This window comes from Xanthomonas hortorum (assembly GCF_040279205.1).
Lineage (GTDB): Bacteria > Pseudomonadota > Gammaproteobacteria > Xanthomonadales > Xanthomonadaceae > Xanthomonas > Xanthomonas hortorum_F.
Genome location: NZ_JBEOLS010000078.1, coordinates 1 through 16,775, shown reverse-complemented (window position 1 = coordinate 16,775; position 16,775 = coordinate 1). Strand labels below are relative to the sequence as shown.

General features: G+C 63.5%; 16 protein-coding genes, 1 other RNA gene and 1 pseudogene. 9 read left to right on the top strand and 9 right to left on the bottom strand.

The features are described 5' to 3' along the window. Both ABS769_RS20675 and ABS769_RS20670 read right to left on the bottom strand, forming a co-directional pair. Positions 1-157: transposase (locus tag ABS769_RS20675; RefSeq protein ID WP_233368074.1), on the bottom strand; the 157-nt coding region annotated here is incomplete at its 3' end. Between the two features lie 61 nt (positions 158-218). Beyond that, a complete protein-coding gene (locus tag ABS769_RS20670) occupies positions 219-554 on the bottom strand; it encodes a DUF3817 domain-containing protein (protein WP_317063095.1) in 336 nt (111 codons plus the stop codon). Between the two features lie 150 nt (positions 555-704). Here ABS769_RS20670 and ABS769_RS20665 point away from each other — a divergent pair, with 150 nt between their 5' ends. From ABS769_RS20665 to ABS769_RS20645, 5 genes are all read left to right on the top strand, one after another. Beyond that, positions 705-1,361: a YiiX/YebB-like N1pC/P60 family cysteine hydrolase gene (locus ABS769_RS20665; RefSeq protein ID WP_317063094.1), complete on the top strand. Its 657-nt coding sequence runs from the start codon at positions 705-707 to the stop codon at positions 1,359-1,361. Beyond that, positions 1,354-2,319, top strand: a complete 966-nt coding sequence (locus ABS769_RS20660; protein WP_317063093.1) for an alpha/beta hydrolase — start codon at positions 1,354-1,356, stop codon at positions 2,317-2,319. Before ABS769_RS20665 ends, ABS769_RS20660 begins: the two co-directional genes overlap by 8 nt. A 62-nt stretch (positions 2,320-2,381) precedes the next feature. Next, the gene (locus ABS769_RS20655; RefSeq protein WP_317063092.1) at positions 2,382-3,323 is read left to right on the top strand and encodes a CPBP family intramembrane glutamic endopeptidase; all 942 of its coding nucleotides are present in this window, start codon (positions 2,382-2,384) and stop codon (positions 3,321-3,323) included. 325 nt (positions 3,324-3,648) lie between these two features. After that, entirely contained in the window at positions 3,649-4,110 is a 462-nt protein-coding gene (locus ABS769_RS20650; RefSeq protein WP_317063091.1) for a DUF4126 family protein, read from the top strand. Between the two features lie 280 nt (positions 4,111-4,390). Then, positions 4,391-4,466, top strand: a non-coding RNA gene (locus ABS769_RS20645) — sX9 sRNA. A gap of 95 nt (positions 4,467-4,561) precedes the next feature. Here ABS769_RS20645 and ABS769_RS20640 read toward each other — a convergent pair. From ABS769_RS20640 to ABS769_RS20625, 4 genes and pseudogenes are all read right to left on the bottom strand, one after another. Beyond that, on the bottom strand, positions 4,562-5,200 hold the full coding sequence (locus ABS769_RS20640) for a hypothetical protein (RefSeq protein ID WP_317063090.1): 639 nt from the start codon (positions 5,198-5,200) through the stop codon (positions 4,562-4,564). A gap of 330 nt (positions 5,201-5,530) precedes the next feature. Further along, positions 5,531-5,926: a VOC family protein gene (locus tag ABS769_RS20635; RefSeq protein WP_317063089.1), complete on the bottom strand. Its 396-nt coding sequence runs from the start codon at positions 5,924-5,926 to the stop codon at positions 5,531-5,533. Positions 5,927-6,017: 91 nt separating this feature from the next. Beyond that, positions 6,018-6,992 carry a glutathione S-transferase family protein gene (locus ABS769_RS20630; RefSeq protein ID WP_317063088.1) on the bottom strand — a complete coding sequence of 325 codons (975 nt, stop codon included), beginning with the start codon at positions 6,990-6,992 and terminating at the stop codon, positions 6,018-6,020. 171 nt (positions 6,993-7,163) lie between these two features. Continuing rightward, positions 7,164-7,613: pseudogene (locus ABS769_RS20625) on the bottom strand (SPFH domain-containing protein); the annotation flags it as partial. Positions 7,614-7,805: 192 nt separating this feature from the next. Between ABS769_RS20625 and ABS769_RS20620 the strand changes: the two are divergent. Further along, positions 7,806-9,392, top strand: a complete 1,587-nt coding sequence (locus ABS769_RS20620; protein ID WP_317063087.1) for an SDR family oxidoreductase — start codon at positions 7,806-7,808, stop codon at positions 9,390-9,392. Between the two features lie 103 nt (positions 9,393-9,495). Here ABS769_RS20620 and ABS769_RS20615 read toward each other — a convergent pair whose 3' ends face one another. Both ABS769_RS20615 and ABS769_RS20610 read right to left on the bottom strand, forming a co-directional pair. Continuing rightward, on the bottom strand, positions 9,496-9,843 hold the full coding sequence (locus ABS769_RS20615; RefSeq protein WP_317063096.1) for an excalibur calcium-binding domain-containing protein: 348 nt from the start codon (positions 9,841-9,843) through the stop codon (positions 9,496-9,498). 87 nt (positions 9,844-9,930) lie between these two features. Next, the gene (locus tag ABS769_RS20610) at positions 9,931-10,476 is read right to left on the bottom strand and encodes a hypothetical protein (RefSeq protein WP_430544191.1); all 546 of its coding nucleotides are present in this window, start codon (positions 10,474-10,476) and stop codon (positions 9,931-9,933) included. 283 nt (positions 10,477-10,759) lie between these two features. On the opposite strand from ABS769_RS20610, the gene ABS769_RS20605 reads away from it, so the two are divergent. After that, positions 10,760-12,256 (top strand): hypothetical protein, encoded by a 1,497-nt coding sequence (locus tag ABS769_RS20605; protein WP_317063085.1) that lies wholly within the window; start codon positions 10,760-10,762, stop codon positions 12,254-12,256. Positions 12,257-12,562: 306 nt separating this feature from the next. Here ABS769_RS20605 and ABS769_RS20600 read toward each other — a convergent pair whose 3' ends face one another. Continuing rightward, positions 12,563-13,369 carry a hypothetical protein gene (locus ABS769_RS20600; protein ID WP_317063084.1) on the bottom strand — a complete coding sequence of 269 codons (807 nt, stop codon included), beginning with the start codon at positions 13,367-13,369 and terminating at the stop codon, positions 12,563-12,565. Between the two features lie 285 nt (positions 13,370-13,654). On the opposite strand from ABS769_RS20600, the gene ABS769_RS20595 reads away from it, so the two are divergent. Both ABS769_RS20595 and ABS769_RS20590 read left to right on the top strand, forming a co-directional pair. Beyond that, a complete protein-coding gene (locus ABS769_RS20595) occupies positions 13,655-15,784 on the top strand; it encodes an ankyrin repeat domain-containing protein (protein ID WP_317063083.1) in 2,130 nt (709 codons plus the stop codon). A 15-nt stretch (positions 15,785-15,799) separates the two neighbouring features. Then, entirely contained in the window at positions 15,800-16,648 is an 849-nt protein-coding gene (locus ABS769_RS20590) for a hypothetical protein (RefSeq protein ID WP_350498268.1), read from the top strand. Positions 16,649-16,775 lie beyond the last annotated feature (127 nt).

Below are 16,775 nucleotides of genomic sequence, written 5' to 3'. Positions count from 1 at the left end.
AGTTGCCAAAGCGCTTGGGTAGGCCGCGCCATTTGCAGCCATGCTCGGCAACGTAAAGGATGGCGTTGACCACTTGCAGGTTGGTCATGCTGACATTGCCGCGCTGCGCCGGCAGGCAGTGTTCGATCAGAGAAAATTGTGCTGGCGTGATCTCCATGCACGATAGTTTAATCGCTCGGGCCATTAGTGTTAACAGGCCCTAGTTTGCCTTGATGCGCTCAGACACCGCCGCGTGTGCGTTGACCCAACAAGCCGATACGCCGGAACCACATCTCCAACGGCACCGTCACCAACGGCGGCAACGCGGCCAACAAGCTCAGCGCCCACGCCCACCAAGGCCAGCGCAGACGCAACGCGGCAAGTACGCTGACCGCCACATAGAACAGGAACGCGGCGCCATGCAGGCGCCCGAACAGCCACACCACAACCTCGGTGGTGTGGGTGCCGTACTTGAGCAACATGCCGAGCAGTAACCCAGCCCAGGTCAGCCCCTCGAAAAACGCAGCCACGGCAAACAGCCGACCCATCGGCGACAACGCAGAAGAAGCACGCATGCAAGACTCCAGACGGACAAGGATTGCCGCGACGCGATGGCGGCGGCGACGCCCGCTGGCAGCTGCATTCTACAGAGCGATCAACGCATCGGCAGCGCGCCGCCGTTCTTGGCGATAATGGTCGCCCCTTGCATCACCTGCCGGCCTCCCATGCGCACCTTCATCCTGCTTGCCGTGCTTGCACTGGCACTGCTGCCCGCAACCTGCATCGCAGTGCAGCTACAGGATGGCGATCTGTTGTTCGTCACTGCGGCCCGCACCGGCCTGAGCGGCGCCATCGACGATGCCACCGCCAAGCAGGACGCACCCAGCTTCGATCACGTGGCGCTGGTCGCCCATCAAGGCGACACGCAAGTGGTGCTGCATGCCGACGACAAAGGCTCGCGGCAGCAAGCACTGAGCGACTTCGTCGACGAAGCCAACGCCAAGCATCGGCAGATCAGCGTGTATCGGCTCACCGGTCCTTATCGCGCTGCGATCCCCGAGGCCATCGCCCAGGCACGGCGCATGCTCGGCAAGCCATACAACGAGACTTACGTGCAGGACGACAATAGCTACTACTGCTCGGACTTCATCGAACGCGCGTTCCGTGCACATCATGTCTTCGCACTGCAGCCGATGAACTTCAAGAACCTGCAAACCGGCCAGATTTCACCGTATTGGACGGATTTCTATCGCAGCAAAGGCATGGCGGTTCCGCAGGGCTTGCCCGGCACCAATCCCAACGACATGGCAAGCGCATCCGCGCTGACTTACGTTGGCCGCCTGCAAGACCGCCAAGTGCGGCCAGGAGACCACGTTGAGTAAGTTACTGCTGACAGGGCTGTTCGCCTTATTGTTCGTTGGCTGCACCGATGCACCGCAGACGCCGCCCGCCAAGGTTGTGGAGCAGCGACCAAAACCGGCTCCCGCAGCAGCTGCAACAGCCGCGATTCCAGGCGGGCAACGTGGTGAAGGCAAGCCGTATGAAATGGTCGACAGTCAGGTCTGGGATGTCCCGGATCCGACCTCCGGACGCAACTACCAAGTGTTCGTCGCGCTGCCACGCGGCTACGCGGACAACCCCGGCCGTCGCTATCCAGTGCTTTACGCGACCGACGGCGACTACGCGTTTCCGGTGGTGCGACAGATCGCACGCCGCTTGAATGGCGAAGGCCCGGCGATCGAAGATTTCATTCTGGTCGGGCTGTCGTACGCGGTGGGCGATGAGCCGATGCCCAGCCGCCGGCGCGATTACACGCCCACACCCGAGGATGGTGAAGGCGCTCCACCCGCTGCAACACATGGCAAAAGCACCGCCTACATCGCCTACCTGCGTGATCACGTACTGCCGTTCGTTGCCAAACGCTATCGCACCGACGAGCACAAGCGCCTGTACTACGGCCACTCCTACGGCGGCTTGCTGGGCACGCAGATCCTGCTCCAATCGCCCGAGATGTTTTCCGGCTATCTCCTCGGCAGCCCGTCCTATTGGTACGGCAAGCATGCGATGACGGCGCTGGAAGCCGCATCCGCAGTCACCCGCAAGGATCTCCCCGCGCAGGTCTATCTGTATGTGGGCGAGTACGAGCAACGGCGTTACCACCAGAACTACTACATGGTCACCGATGCCCAGGCCATGGTGCGGCGCTTGCGCGCACGCGGCTATGCATCCTTGCAGATCGAACTGGAGGTGCTCAACGACGAAGATCACCTGAGCGTTGCGCCGCGCGGCATCACGCATGGGCTGAAGCATCTGTTGCGTGACAGCGTCTCACCCACCTGAAACCGGGCGCCGCGGCAGCGGCCGCCCCGTCCCGCTCACCCACTCTCTAGCAACCACACCACATGGAGTCGTACATGCACGCACCACTGCAACCGGTTGCCGGACATTCCTTCATCGGGAACGGACCCACGACGCACCAGATCGAACTGGGTGATCGCAAGTTTCTGTACCCCGTGCGCCTGCGTTGGCTCCGGGCGATTGGCTGGGCGGTGGCATTGCTTGTCGTGGTTGCCACGCTGGCGCCCATGGCCGGCAGGTTTGTCGGCGGTCTGCTCCCCAAGGACTCCGGCCCCCTGCAACTGCTCGCCAGCCTTGTCGGTATCGCGGTCGGACTAGGTGTCTATGTGCTTGCGGTGCGCCTGGCCGAAGGGCGGCGCGCCAGCGAGCTGGCCATGCGACCGATGCTGCCCCAGCTGATCGTCGGCCTGCTGATCGGTGCGGCCATGTTCGCCACGGTCATGGGCGTCATGGCGGTGTTCGGGCTGTACGACATGCAGGCGCTGGATATGGCGCCGGCATGGACGGCAGTCCGCAAGGCCTTGCAGGCGGGCGTGATCGAAGAGTTGCTGTTCCGCGCGATTTTCCTGCGCCTGGTCTGGCGCGCGTTCGGCCCCTGGATCGCCTTCGCCGCGTCTGCCGCGCTGTTCGGCTTCGGCCATATCGCCAATCCGCATGCCACGGTCTTTGCTGCGATCTGCATCGCACTGGAAGCCGGCATCCTGCTGGGCGCGTTCTACGCCTTGACCGGCCGGGTCTGGATGTCGATCGGCGTGCATATCGCCTGGAATTTCACTCAAGGCTATGTCTTCGGTGCAGCCGTGTCGGGGACCGACATGGGCCCGGCGATTGCCCGTAGCACCGCTCGCCCTGGCATCGCCGAATGGCTCACCGGCGGCCCCTTCGGCCCGGAAGCATCGCTGCCGGGCGTGCTGGTGTGCCTTGCCGTAGGCGTCACGGTCCTGTGGATGGCGTGGCGTGCGGGCAAGCTTGCAAAGCAACCGTAAGCGCATCGAATGCACCCATCATGCCGCCTTGCTCACCGACTGGCAGTCACGACCGCCGTTAGTCGCGGTCACCGCCAACAGGCTCAAGACCCGGGCGTGTCCCTATCGGTCTGATCGCGCCGCCTGAGCGTCCGCGATCACTCCCACGCATCGCGTGACGCCAAGGCCGGCACTGCATGCCCTACCAAGGTGCCTGCACATTGCAGGCACCACCTTGCCATCTCGCACACATGTGACGTCCTAGGCTTTGCGCTTCCACTCACGTCAGCGCCGGCTGCAGGATCCCAACCTGCACCGACTGAAGCGCATCACTGCAGAGGTCCACATGTCCCTGATTCATTCGATCCTGATGGGCGCGGTTGCAGGCATGCGCTCGATGACCCCGCTGGCTGCGGTCGCCAATGCGGCCCGCACCGGCAACCTCCCCGCCAACAACGGCGCACCGAAGCTGCTTGCCAATCCACTGGCATCGGCCGGCATGCTCGCGCTCGCCGGTGGTGAGCTGGCCGGCGACAAGATGAAGACCGCACCCGACCGCATCGTGCTGCCCGGCATGATTGCCCGCATCGCCACCGGCGTGATCGTCGGCACGGCGCTGGCACCACGCGAGCAACGCGGCATCGCCGCACTGCTCGGTGCCACCGCTGCCGTCGCTGCGGCCTATCTCACCTTCAACGCACGCATGCGCGCAATCGAACGCTATGGCCAAACCAGCACCGGCGTGGTGGAAGACGCCATCTCGGTGGGCGCGGCAACGTTGATCGTGCGCGATGCGGCAAAGCGGTAGGCTGTCATAGATCACAGCGGGCGAGCTTTGCTTTACAGGCAGGCTGGACATGCTTAGTGCTATTAAGCAATCGCGCGCGCTGTTTCATTGATCAAGCCCGCATGATTGAAGAGCCAAGGCTGGCTCCGAACTGCTCCGCTTGCCCTTGCGACCGCAATTGATGGCCGCTCCCGTTTTTGTCTCGGCTGCAAGCCTCCGTACGCACTCTCTTCGCCTAAGAGCGGCCAACAGAACGACTGCGCTCACCGCCAGGCGGACGCGGCCGTTGCTCGGAATCGGCATATACCACGCGCACACTGCAGTTCCTGTGCGCCGTCCGCACCCAGCTCACGACAACTTGCTACGTTTTATCGGCCGCTCCAAGGGGGCAGAGCGCTAGCGAGATGGAAGCTTCCTCTCAAAAAACCCATTTACTTGAGGCGAATCCAGTCTTCGCTTCCACACGCAATCATTATTTTGACGATTCCATCAAGACCGTCCGGTCGCTACAGCCGCTCCACAGACCAACCGATGGACAGCGTGCCTCCAGCGTATTGACGACAATCATCGTTACCTGGGGAAGAGGAACCATCAGCTTTCGGTTGTTGATGGACGTCCAGTACTTTTGGTCCAACATGATACTGCCCAGTGCGATTCCACCGTTGTTGACCGGAGACTGCAGCATGAGAAGCGCCAGGGAGCTCGTCGCACCCTCCAAGAGGCCGGCATAGGTAAGAACATAGCGATCCGGGTTTTGCTTCTCGTGTTCGGCGCTCCAGCTTTCACGTGCAGCCCAGTAATCATCCCTTGTCATAGGCTCGGAAGGATTGAACGACTCGAGCTTCACATCAAAGCCGCGCTCTCTGAGCTGCTCAGCCAAAATCAAAGGGAAATTCATACACCGCTGATAATACGGATTGTCCGGAGTGCGACGATCCTTTTCGCCCGGCTTCGGGATCGAACACGCTCCCAGGTCGTAGTCAGCCAAGATCAGCAATGGGTTGATCTTGACGTCGATAGGAATTTTGGCGTTGATCACCTCTTTCGCTGCCACGGCGAATGGAGCAAGCAACAATAAGGACAGCAGCAGAATTTTTTTTAGATCGAACATCTTGAACTCTCTCGCTACGCGCGTATGAAAAGCTGCGCCACTGCACAGCGCCATGAACATTAGCGGCAGAAGACTGCATTCTTGAAGGTCACGGGGACTGAGGCACGATTTCATCAGTGCTGACTGATACGGTTGCGCATGATCGTCGGCATCAGGATGCGATGCACCCCTGCAGTTGTCGTCACAGTTGGACGATCACGGCGTGGCAATCCATACAAGGCAGCGACTGTCTGTGCAGCCAATCATGCATCTTTGCCAGCCCGCGCGTATTGGCGGGCGGATGGTGACATGACCGCTGGAACCAAGCGACCCAGCTGCAGAATCCAAAGCCTACACAGGCCGATAGATCGCACAGAGCTTGTTGCCATCCGGGTCGCGCACGTAGGCCAGCCAGACCGGCCCCATGCGGCTGTCACGCAAGCCTGGTGGATCCTCGATGGACATGCCACCTGCCGCCACGGCAACGTCGTGGAAAGCCTGCACCTGCTCGGGCGAGCTACAGGTGAAGCCGACGGTGGCGCCGTTGCCGCTGGTCGCGGGCGCATCGTCGATCGGCTCGCTGATGACGAAGGTGCTGCCGGCATGCCGATAGAACAAGCGCACATGGCCGGAGCCAGCAGTATTGACCAGCGGCGTGGGAGCACCGAAGACGCCGCCGAGTACCGCGTCGTAGAACTGCATGGATCGCGCAATATCGTTCGATCCCACCATCACATGATTGAGCACGCATCGCTCCTGCTCGTATACAAGGCGCGCAGCTTGGTGCAAGCCACGCGGCAGCGTGCCTGAGCGCGGCGGCACGCGGCTGGGAGATACATCAACCACCACGCCCATGCGGCGCATCCAGATCCAGCACCGGCCCCATCGGAACGATGCCGGTGGGATTGATCATGTCGTGGCTCTGGTAATAGTGATTCTTGATGTGCTGGAAGTCGACCGTGTCGGCGATTCCCGGCATCTGATAGAGCTCGCGCAGAAAGCCGGACAACTGCGGATAGTCGGCAATGCGCCGTAGATTGCATTTGAAGTGCCCCACATACACCGCATCAAAACGGATCAGCGTGGTGAACAGGCGCCAGTCTGCTTCGGTAAGTTGGTCGCCGCACAGATAGCGTTGCTGGCTCAACCGCGTTTCAAGCCAATTCAATGTCTCGAACAGCGGCACCACCGCCTCTTCGTACGCAGCCTGTGTGGTCGCAAAGCCCGCCTTGTACACGCCATTGTTGACGGTGTCGTAGACGCGCGCATTGACCGCATCGATTTGCTCACGCAACGGCTCTGGGTAGAAGTCGCCGCCAGCAGCGCCAACCTCGTCGAACGCGCTGTTGAACATGCGGATGATGTCGGCCGACTCGTTACTGACCACCGTATTGCGCTCGCGGTCCCACAACACCGGCACGGTCACGCGCCCTGAGTAGTGAGGATCGGCCTTGAGATAGACCTCGTACAGATGCTGCGCATGATGAATCGCATCGCCCACCACACCCGGGCCCTGCGCGAATGTCCAGCCGTGCTTGCCCATCAGCCAATGCACAACGGAGACGTCGATCATCGCCTCCAGGCCTTTCAGCCGACGAAAGATCAACGTGCGATGCGCCCAGGGGCAGGCCAGCGACACATACAGGTGATAACGCCCCGGAGCGGCCTGAAAGCCGCCCTCGCCGTGCGGACCCGCACTGCCATCGCGTGTCACCCAGTTACGAAATCGCGACTGCGACCGTTCGAAACGCCCCTCGCTCTTGTCGGTGTCGTACCAACCGTCTTGCCACTTGCCGTCGACCAACAGGCCCATGGTGTCTTCTCCCACAACAACAGTAAGAAGCAACCCTAGCTCACACGATTTGGAGAGTGCGTGAGTAGCCTTGCTGGCTTGAGCAAACGCACCAAGCCATGCGCTGTTGAATATCGAAGACACACAGCAAGGCAACAAGCGCGTTGGCTTGCCGTCTATCAGTACCGCACGCTATTTAGCAATCACAGATGTGCCGGACGGCACCATGTAACACGCCTGCGCCTTTTTGCAGGCCTCTGCATTGAGCTCGGCGATCTGGCTGGCGAGGTACTGCTCAGGCGTCAGCCCCATGCGATTGCGGTAGGCGTTGTCGGCATCCGCCTTGGCGACCTGTTCCTGCTCGCGTTGCCGTTCTGCAGTCGTCGCCTCGACCAAGGTTTTGACTCGCTGCTGCTGCGCAGCGGTGAGATTCATCTGCTGCAACACATCCGGATTGGGACGCGCACGGCCAAGCGTGATGTTCTGGATCTGGATCGGCAAGCCTTGTTGCTTGACCAACGCACTCACGTTCGGTGTGACCGCGTCGTCTATCTTTTTGGCGGTGTCCGGATCGCTCATCATCTTGGTCATGTCGTAGCGCTTGACCTGACCGCGCACGATGGAGGCGTACTGGCTGGCGACAACTGCAGTCTGGCCTGGCACCCCATTGGCGTCGACACCCCAGGATCGGCGAAAATAGCCGCCAGCCGGCTGTTCCCGCCTGCTGCAGCAGGGTCCCGGGCCGTCGCGTCGCTGGTCCAGCTGTCCATCGCGGTCCGCCATCAGCTGCCCGCTGCGTTCGCTTCGCTTTCTGCCGCTCTTTTCGGATCCATCTTGAACACCAACGCCCCGCCCCTGCCCGCCGACGACCTGCCCCTCACCGACCGCCTGCGCGTGGCGCTGGACCTGCTGGAGGCCATCGAGGCCGACCGCAGCGTGCTCGACGCGCTACCCGAGGCCGACCGCGTGCGCCTGCACCAGGTGGTGGCCAAGGTCTATCACCCCGAGCCGAAGGCGCGGCGGCAGCTGCTCAAGCAACGCGAGCGCGAGCGGCATCAGGAGAAGGTGCGCAAGGCCGAGGCATTGCTCGAACAGCGCGGTATCCGTGCGCTGCGGCGCAAGCCGGTGTTCAGCACGCCGAACGTCTTCCCACCACATGCCGCCGGCCTGCACGATGCGCATAACGGCGAGAACGCCACTGCCGCGCCGGAGCCGATGCATTCGCCGGAGCTGCGCCACTGCTATGTGTGCAAGCAGAAGTTCACCCAGCTGCACCACTTCTACGACCAGATGTGCCCGGCTTGCGCAGAACTCAACTTCTTCAAGCGCACCGAAACCGCCGACCTGCGCGGCCGCGTGGCGTTGCTGACCGGCGGGCGGGTCAAGATCGGCTATCAGGCCGGCTTGAAGTTGTTACGCGCCGGGGCCGAGCTGATCGTCACCACGCGCTTCCCGCGCGATTCGGCCGCGCGTTATGCGGAAGAGCCGGATTTTGCGCAGTGGGGCCATCGCCTGCAGGTATTCGGCCTGGACCTGCGCCACACCCCCAGCGTGGAAGCGTTCTGCAGCCAGCTGCTGGCCACCCGCGAAAGGCTGGATTTCATCATCAACAACGCCTGCCAGACCGTGCGCCGCCCGCCGCAGTTCTACGCGCACATGATGGCCAACGAAACCGCCGCGCTGGATGCGTTACCCGACACCGTACAAAAGCTCGTTGGTCACTACGAAGGCCTGCGCACGCCCGAGCTATTGCGCGAAGCCTCGGCCACCGCGCTGCCGGCCGTGCACGGGCGCGGCCTCGCCGATGCCGATGGCCTCACCCGCGCCGCCGAGCTGTCGCAGGTCGCGTTGCTGGACGACGAGCTGGTGGGCCAGGAACATCTGTTCCCCGAAGGCCGTCTCGATCAGGATCTGCAGCAAGTCGATCTGCGCGGCCGCAATTCCTGGCGCCTGCTGATGGCCGAAGTGCCGTCGGTCGAGTTGCTGGAAACGCAACTGGTCAACGCCATCGCGCCCTTCATCATCAACGCGCGCCTGAAGCCACTGATGCTGCGCACACCCGAGCGCGACAAACACATCGTCAATGTCTCGGCGATGGAAGGCCAGTTCTACCGCAACTTCAAGACCACCCGTCACCCGCATACCAACATGGCCAAGGCCGCGTTGAACATGATGACGCGCACCTCGGCGGCCGATTATCAAAACGACGGCATTCACATGAACAGCGTCGACACCGGTTGGGTCACCGATGAAGATCCGGCCGACATCGCCGCGCTCAAGGTGCAGCAGGAACGCTTCCACCCACCGCTGGACATCGTCGACGGCGCCGCGCGCATCGTCGACCCGATCATCCACGGCGCCAATACCGGCGAGCACGTGTGGGGGCAGTTCCTGAAGGATTACGCGCCGACGGATTGGTGAGAGGCGGTCCCGGGCCACGCATCCAGCACGGATGCGTTACGCATGCTGGCAACACGTCTGCGCCATGCGTGGCGGTGATGCGCTGACAGGATCGCGTCGTGGATCAGCGCCGACGCGACGGCTCGCATCCCACGCCATCATGATCGCGATCGAGATGTGGGCCGTATCCTGGATCGCCACGCCGCACCGGGGCAGCGCCAGCTGCACGTGCTTCTGCGCAATTGCGGAAGACCGTCCCGGCCGATGGCATCCACGGGGACGGATCAAGCGGCTCTGCAGCGGTCGTCGGCTTGCCTTCGCGACTGGCGGAGCGATGACAGTGGTAACCACCGTGCTTGCGGTCGTTGTGGCAGCCCTCCTTGTTCAATCCACCCGGATGCGCGACAGCTGCAGGAGTGCCCCAGGCAATCACGGTGATACACGCGGCCAGCAATAATGGTTGTGACGGCATTGAATCAAGCATCCGAGAATCGCCACTACCAAGCGTGCAGCGCTTGCGCTGCACCTGTCTTGTTTCTGCTGCGACGATGGGCTGCAGTTACTTGCAGCCTTTGGCAACCGGCGCCACATCCACCGGGCTGACCTGACCGTTCGCGTCCACACGGTTGACCGCCAACGTGCACACCGAACTACGAAAATCCAGGTTCAGGGCCACTTCGTAATCTGCGCCAGGCTCCGGGACAAACGTAGAAGCAAGCAATGCGCCGCAGCTCCAGCCAACGTGGTACCCAGGCGCCTGATTCCAATGTGCCGGCGAACTCGCACCAGCCTCCACAACGACCGGCTTACCCGGCTCGATCGTGTATTCCTTGTAGAACGGCTTGGAGCCGATCATCTTCCGGTCGCCCAGACGCCGCGTATTCTCCGTCTCCGGGATGCCGATCGACTCATTCTTCACCGAGCCCATCAACGACCCGAAAGCACTTTTCAGCGAGCCGGATGCGCGCACCTTCTCGCCATATTTGGCCGTGCACACCGCGTCCTTGTACAGCACGATGCCAACGCCATTCTGACCAAACATCCGGATGCGCGCGACGGCACCTTCGGTGGGTGAGGGCGCAGCCTCTGCGGCCATGGCAGGCATCGCGGACACCAGAGACAAGATCAGTACTCCACGCAATACGTTCAACGCACTCTCCACTGTCGCAATCCGACGACTCCATTGAGCTTGCGTTAGCGGCGCGATGTGCCAGTTCTTGATAACAGACGATGCATTGAGGTGAAAAGTGCGCAGCAGTGCACGAACAGGCAGCTGATCCGCGCCGTGCGGCACGGCTCCCGCCCGCGATCTTTCCCGCTCACGCGGCTGCCCAGACCACTGGCATGATGATGCCCGCACGTTTACCACTGACGCAGAGGAGGCACGGATGTCACAACACGCTATCGAGGAGTTGATCGAGCGCTGCATCCATCTGGTCGATCGCAGCACCTTGAGTAGCATGCACAAGGCAGCGCTCATGCGTAGCCTGCTTGGGCTGCAGGCGCGCTACGACACCGGCCTGACCTGGTTCCGCATGCACACCGAGCTACTGCGCCATGGCGTGCTGGTGCGTGCAGCGGCCCAGGACATCGACGACGAGCCCCTGCGCGCGCAGGCCCTGGCCGCCGAGGCACCGGGTTGGCTGGAGCACGCACAGGGCGCGGCCTATCTGGAGTGGCAAGGCCAGGCACGCGTGGTCTACCGCCAACCAGATACCGGCCACACGCTGCCGCTGGCAGCCGTGTTTGGCGACGTTTTGATGCTCGCCGACCAGGCCGGTGACAGCGCGCTGTTCACCGACTGCTATGGCCTGTTGGTCAACGGCTGGCTGGACGAGACCTTCGACGCTGCCGACGGTATCGCCCCCACCCTGGACGGCCTGCTCGCTTCCGACGCACTGCGCGCCATCCGTGCGCTGGCCGCACACCGCGGGCTCAAGCCTCGGCGTGGCGCGCCCGAGGACCTGGCACTGCCGCGGCTGGCCGACAGCGGCACCTCCGGTGAGATCGAGCGCGAGATGGGTTTGCGTTTTTTCCTGCAGCCCAAGCGCACGCCTGCGGCGTTACGCACTGCGCGGGACAAGGCCCGACGTCAGCAGGTGCGTCTGCGCGAGCTGCTCCCGCAACTGGTGGAGCACCACCTGGGCACATCGCTGCGCGCTGCTGGCTGGTCTGCTGTCACGGTTGAAGCGAGCCACCATTGGCAATGGATCCGCGACCACGATGGCAGCCGTCACTGTCTGTGGGCCAGCTATGACCCGAACCTGGGCGAGCTGATGGTCCAGGCGGGGCTGCAGCATGCCCGCCTGCTGGCCTGGCAGCAGCGCACGGCAACCACGCAGCTGCACGACCTGCATTGCGTGGCTGGCGCGACAACCTTCCTGGGCAAGCAGGTCCTGGACAGCGCGGACGTGGGCGCCTACGGCGGCTGGGTACTGAATCCAGCCCACAGCGACGCCGTGCTGAGCGCTGCCCTGGCCCGTCTGGCGACGGCACTGCCCGCACTGGATGCGCACTTTTTCAGGTGCATGACCGATCAGTTGGCTGGCCCCTGGTTCCAACGCTCTGCCGACACCTGGCTGCAGCTGCTGGAACACGGCGACGACAACGGCGTGGTGCCGCCTGAGGTGATATTCGCCAGCCCGGACAGCGTGCTGCTGGCGTTCGTGTTCTTCCACCTGGAGTGCGGCGAACAGACACGTGCCAATGCACATGTCGAACAGTTACGCCAGCGGCTGGCCGCACGCGCCCGTCCAACTGCCTGGCATCGCCAATGGCTGGCGCCATTTCTGCAGCAATGGGAGCACGGGGTACGCACGTTGCCCATGCCACCGGTGCTGCAACCGCTGCTGCTCAATCACCTGCGCGCGAACGATGGCGCCTGATTGCGGCACGACGGCGTCGATACGCGGCTGGCGCGGCCCAGCCGTGTACCGGGGCCTTGCAGGTCGACATCTTGCTGCCTTGCTGCCGCAAGCCGCGGCGCCGCGCAGGCAACGCGGCGCCGCCTTTCCAAGCCTTGTCGGCTTGCAGTGCCGGCAGCGCACAGGCATCGCGCGCGCATCGCGCACAGCCCCTCAATAGCGTAGCGCCTCCGCTGTGGGTGCCACCGGCGCAAACCGCGCATTGCTGAAGTCATGCAGCAGCCGAACCACCTGCTCCCCTTGCTCGGAATAGCGCCGAAAATCGCTTTAGCACAGCCGATACAGGCAGCCCCCGCGCGCATATACCAGTTCGCCGCCATCCCAATCGGCCCAGTCGGTGCCGGGCAACTCCACCAGCACGGCGCCTTCGCGATCCAGCACGCGATGATCCATCGCATACCACGCATCGTTCTGGCGCCCCACGGCATGCAACAGCGATTGCAGCCGACGCCCGCCACTGCCGTCCTTCTCCCACACGCGTGGGCGCGTGAAGCCGTAGAGCACTCCGCTTCGCAAACCGCCGCGTTCGCCCTCACCGCCGTCGAGCGTTCGCCAGCCAGCGCGCTGCCGCAGCATGCTGTCGATCGGCTCGTCTTCGCCACCGCCGGACCATTGCCCGAACGGCCGCACCGTCATCCCCTGCTTCAGGCGGAAGCCGGTCGGCAGCGGAAACGGCTCGCGGCCTGCCTGCGGGCGATGATTCAACAGCAAGGTCTGCTCGTCCTCAAACGCACCACCGCCACCCCACGCATCCCCCTTGGGCCAGAGCGCCAGCGCGGTGAAGAACGGTGGGCGCGACAGCGCTGTCCAGGTTCCGAAATCGCCCTTGTGCTTGGCCGCGAAATACACCAGCAGGCGGCCCGACGGCGACAGGTCGCAACGCCGCTCGTAGATGCGGCCCTTGAACCACTGCCCGTGCTCGAACGTGTCCGTGCGCAAGTCCCAGCGGATCAGCTGTACCTGCTTGCTGGGCCCACGCCGGAAGATCACCCCGGTGCGTGCCTCCCGCGCCAGCAGGACATACAGCCGTGTGGCTGAAGCCAGGGGTCCCTGGCGATGGGTTGTCGGGTCCATGCGAGTGCCTCCGTGCGCCCTATCCTACGCAAACCGTACGACACGTACGCCGCCCCTGCCCCACACGCGGCCAGTGATCGCCCAGGGTTCCAGCGCAACGCAGCACCTGCAGGCAGCGGCCTGGCCGACATCCCAACCCGCGCCGGCGGCTGATGCGGCAAGGCCTTGTCGCGCGTTTAGCGTTCCTGCGCGCATGCTTGCCCTCAGACGCCTCGTCCCGTCGCCAGACGCAAGGAACCGCTGCTGATCACGCTCTCCCGCCGCCAGTTTCTCGATGCCGGCCTCATGGCCCTGGCCACCTCAACGCTGCTCGGTGCCTGCGCCACGCAGGACAGCGCCCTGCACACGCGCTGGAGCCAGTGGCAGGCGAAGTGGCGCTGGATGGAAGCCATCGCCCGCAAGCGCCATTGGCAGGTGACACCGCTGCTGATCGCCCCGCCCGCGACCGAACGCCAGCTGCTATCGCTCGAACGCCGTCACCGCCTGCCGATCCCCGCACAACTGCGTCGCGTCCTGCGCGAGCTGTCGGCGGAGGTGAGCTTTGGCTGGTATGTGCCCTCGCATCTGCGCGCGATGGAACAGCAAGATTTACCGTCGATGAGCTGCAATCGCGATGCGGTGTGGAGCCTCACCCATATCGACACGATGGCCCTGCCGGTCTTTCTGGACTGGAAGCAGGACCTCGCCACGCGCGACCTGTCCGAAGCACCCAACAGCCCCGCATTGTGGGAACACCAGTTCGCCTTCTACACCCTCATCAACGGCGACTGGCTGACCATCGACACCACGCATGCGGATCCGGCCAGACAACCGGTGCGCTATTTCTCGCACGAACTGGAAATGCTGCACGGCCTGGCGCTGGCGCCGGACTTCCTTAGCTTCATCACCCAGATGTCGGCGCTGGGCATGGCAGGCACCGAATGGGCCTCGTGGACGCGCTTTGGCAACGGCCAGAAAAACGACACCTTCTACCTGGATGCCGGCAGCGAGGGCGCCAAGGCATGGCTGGCCTGGCTGCAACGCGACCCCGCGCAACCCGGCCCCGATACGCCGCCGTTGCCTGTCGTGGAGCGCAGCGCGGCCGATCGCGCAGTGCTGGACGCGGCACGCGCCAATTCGCTGACCGGCATCGCTGCCGCATTGCTGGCAGGCGCCGTCCCCGACTGCACGCCGGACAGCGACTGGCTGATGGAACACACCGCATCCGACGAGGAGTTTTCCACCGCCATCAATTACGCCACCCGGCACGACAACACGGCCATGATCAAGCGCCTGCTCAAGGCCGGCGCAACGCTCAACACACGGCTGCTGCCGCTCAATACCGCGGTCAAACACAGTACGCCGGCCACCGTGCGCTGGCTCATCGCGCACGGCGCACGCGTCAACGGCTGGGCCAATCAGCCTTACTGGCCGCTGCACGACCTGGTGGTCACCCGCGGATCCATCGCCGCAATGACGCGCGCGCAGTATCGTCAACATCTGATCGACAGCTTCAACATCGGCAGCCTCGACTCACTGGATGGCATGATCGCCCAGGCCAAGGACGCACAGACCCGCGCGCGCTATCGCGCCGCCAAGCGCGCCCTGCAGCAGGCCAGCCAGGAGGCGGTGAAAGACGTCGACAACAAGCTGCGCAACCACCTCAGCCTGCAGGACTATCTGGACATGCTGGAAGCGCTGCTGGACGCCGGCGCAGACCCGGACGCACGCTGGGACAACGGCACCACCATGCTCGGCTGGGGCGGCGTGGCCACCGCACGCGTGCTGCTGGCGCACGGCGCCGATCCCAACGCACGCGACATCCACGGCAGCACGCCGCTGCACACGGCCAGCACCGGTGAAAAGGTGCGTGTGTTGGTCGCCGGCGGCGCCGACATCAACGCACACGCCATCGCGCAGAACACCGACGACTCGCAGCACTACACACCGCTGCAGTCGGCGTTGCTGTCCCACACGCTCGACGGCGACAGCCCCATCACCGCGCTGCTGGAACTGGGCGCGGACGCCACCCGCACTGCGGCCGATGGGCGCTCGTCGCTGGCGTATTGCTTCCAGCCGGACCTGGTGCGCCTGATCATGAGCAAGGGGCTGGACCCGCTGGCCCTGCAACCAGGCCGGCAAACCCTGTTGCATAACCTCACCTCCCGTCACTGGCTACCGCGCCACACCTTCCCGAAGGAAGTGGCCTTTCTCGATTTTCTGCTGAGCCTGGGGATCGACATCAACGCACGCGACGCCAGGGGCCGCACCCTGCTGCACTACGCGGCCGAACAGGAAAGCAATGATGAAAGCGCGCCCAACTACGCGCTCGTCCTGGCCAGGGGGGCCGACAGGACCATCAAGGACAACGCGGGAAAGCGCGCTGTCGACCTGTTTGCCACCTCGTTGCAGACAGTGCGCGCGGCATTGCAGTGACTTGCATCAAGAGTGATGGCACTGTCCATCGCACCATCACCTCCAGGGCACTACAGCAGACGCATGGACAGGCAAAACAAAATCTTCCTTCTGACGATGGCATGCCTGGCATCTACGGTACTTGCCACCACCATATGCCCCGCGCAGCCGCCTGCCAGCGCGCCCGAACCCGCACCGATCCTGGGCCACCCCGCAGCAGGGGGCGCTCTTGTGCCAGGCGAATACGTCACGGAAAAGGGATGGGGGCATCTGCTGCTAACGAGGGAAAAGGGATCGCTACGCTTCTCTTTGGAAAGCACCACTGGCCAGGCCATGTGCTTCCTGGAAGGCGTGATTGATGGGAGACAAGGCATTGCCACAAGCGAGACGGGTCCCACGGAGTGCCAAGTGCAGTTCGCAGACACCGCCGAAGGTATCGACGTGACCACCACCACGCCGGTCGAGTGCAAGTCAATGTGCGGCTACAACGGCGGTTTCGAAGCACCCTACCTGCGACCCAAGGAAGGCTGCAGCCGCAGCGCGCTTGCACGCACGCGCGCGGCATTTCAGCAGCACTACGACCGCAAGGACTACAGGACGGCATTGACCACCCTGTCCCCGGTACTGGCGCAGTGCGCGCCAACACTGGAATGGGGAGAGGAGGGAGATCTCCGCAATGACCTGGCAATCACTCAATACAGGAACGCGCTATATGCGCAGTGCCTGGAAACCTTGAATGCCTACGCCGAAGACGCGGCGGCAGACGACGACGCAGTGATGGAGAACTGGCCACCGGTCCTTGCGGATCGCTATCTGGCGATCGTACGCGCAGCGCGAACCAATCTTGCGTTATGCAGGAAAGGGCTGGCCAATCAAAGGAACTAGGGAAGATCTGAACAACCAGTCAGTATCTTCGAAGTTCAAGCAGCCTTGTCGAGATGAGGCGTGTAGTTGGCTTGAAGTGCGTAAGGCATGCGTTTTCTGGCGGCATCTCCTGCCGCCAGGCAGCATT